Source organism: Legionella dresdenensis, from assembly GCF_042649825.1.
GTDB classification, from domain to species: Bacteria; Pseudomonadota; Gammaproteobacteria; order Legionellales; family Legionellaceae; genus Legionella_C; species Legionella_C dresdenensis.
The window spans coordinates 1-1,239 of sequence record NZ_JBHSAB010000036.1 but is presented as its reverse complement, the minus strand read 5'-3'; the positions used below and the strand labels follow the sequence as shown (position 1 = coordinate 1,239).

Here is a 1,239-nt window from a genome sequence, read left to right as displayed (position 1 = left end):
CGAAGGAAAAGAAATCAAACGAGATTCTCTCAGTAGCGGCGAGCGAACGGGGAAGAGCCTGGCGTGATTTATAGTTAGTGTGAGTAGAACAGTCTGGGAAGTCTGACGAAAGAGGGTGATAGTCCCGTATACGAAGCATTAATTAAGAACTAAGCACGCGAACAAGTAGGCCGGAACACGCGAAATTCTGGTTGAAGATGGGTGGACCATCATCCAAGGCTAAATACTCCTTACTGACCGATAGTGAACCAGTACCGTGAGGGAAAGGCGAAAAGAACCCCGGAGAGGGGAGTGAAATAGAACCTGAAACCGTTTGCGTACAAGCAGTGGGAGCCTGTTTTAGGACGGGTGACTGCGTACCTTTTGTATAATGGGTCAGCGAGTTACTTTCAGTGGCGAGGTTAACCGAATAGGGGAGCCGTAGAGAAATCGAGTCTGAATAGGGCGAGAGTCGCTGGGAGTAGACCCGAAACCGGGCGATCTAGTCATGTGCAGGATGAAGGTTGGGTAACACCAACTGGAGGTCCGAACCGGGTAATGTTGAAAAATTATCGGATGACGTGTGACTAGGAGTGAAAGGCTAATCAAGCCCGGAGATAGCTGGTTCTCCCCGAAAGCTATTTAGGTAGCGCCTCGTGGGTTGATTGCTGGGGGTAGAGCACTGTTTCGGCTAGGGGGCTGTCATGGCTTACCAAACCGATGCAAACTCCGAATACCGGCCAATTGGACCACGGGAGACACACGACGGGTGCTAACGTCCGCCGTGGAGAGGGAAACAACCCAGACCGCCAGCTAAGGTCCCCAAGTGATAGTTAAGTGGGAAACGATGTGGGAAGGCATAGACAGCCAGGAGGTTGGCTTAGAAGCAGCCACCCTTTAAAGAAAGCGTAATAGCTCACTGGTCGAGTCGGCCTGCGCGGAAGATGTAACGGGGCTAAAACTATACACCGAAGCTGCGGATGTGCCGAATGGCACGTGGTAGGGGAGCGTTCTGTAAGTCTGTGAAGGTGCATTGAGAAGTGTGCTGGAGATATCAGAAGTGCGAATGCTGACATGAGTAACGATAAAAAGGGTGAAAAGCCCTTTCGCCGAAAGTCTAAGGTTTCCTGCACGACGTTAATCGGAGCAGGGTGAGTCGGCCCCTAAGGCGAGGCGGAAACGCGTAGTCGATGGGAACCAGGTTAATATTCCTGGACTTTTTATAAGTGGTGATGTGGGGACGGAGAAGGCTAGGTTCGC

The 1,239-nt window shown here is 51.6% G+C and carries 1 rRNA gene; it reads left to right on the top strand.

The features are described from left to right. Positions 1–1,239, top strand: a 23S ribosomal RNA gene (locus ACFORL_RS12775); the annotation flags it as partial.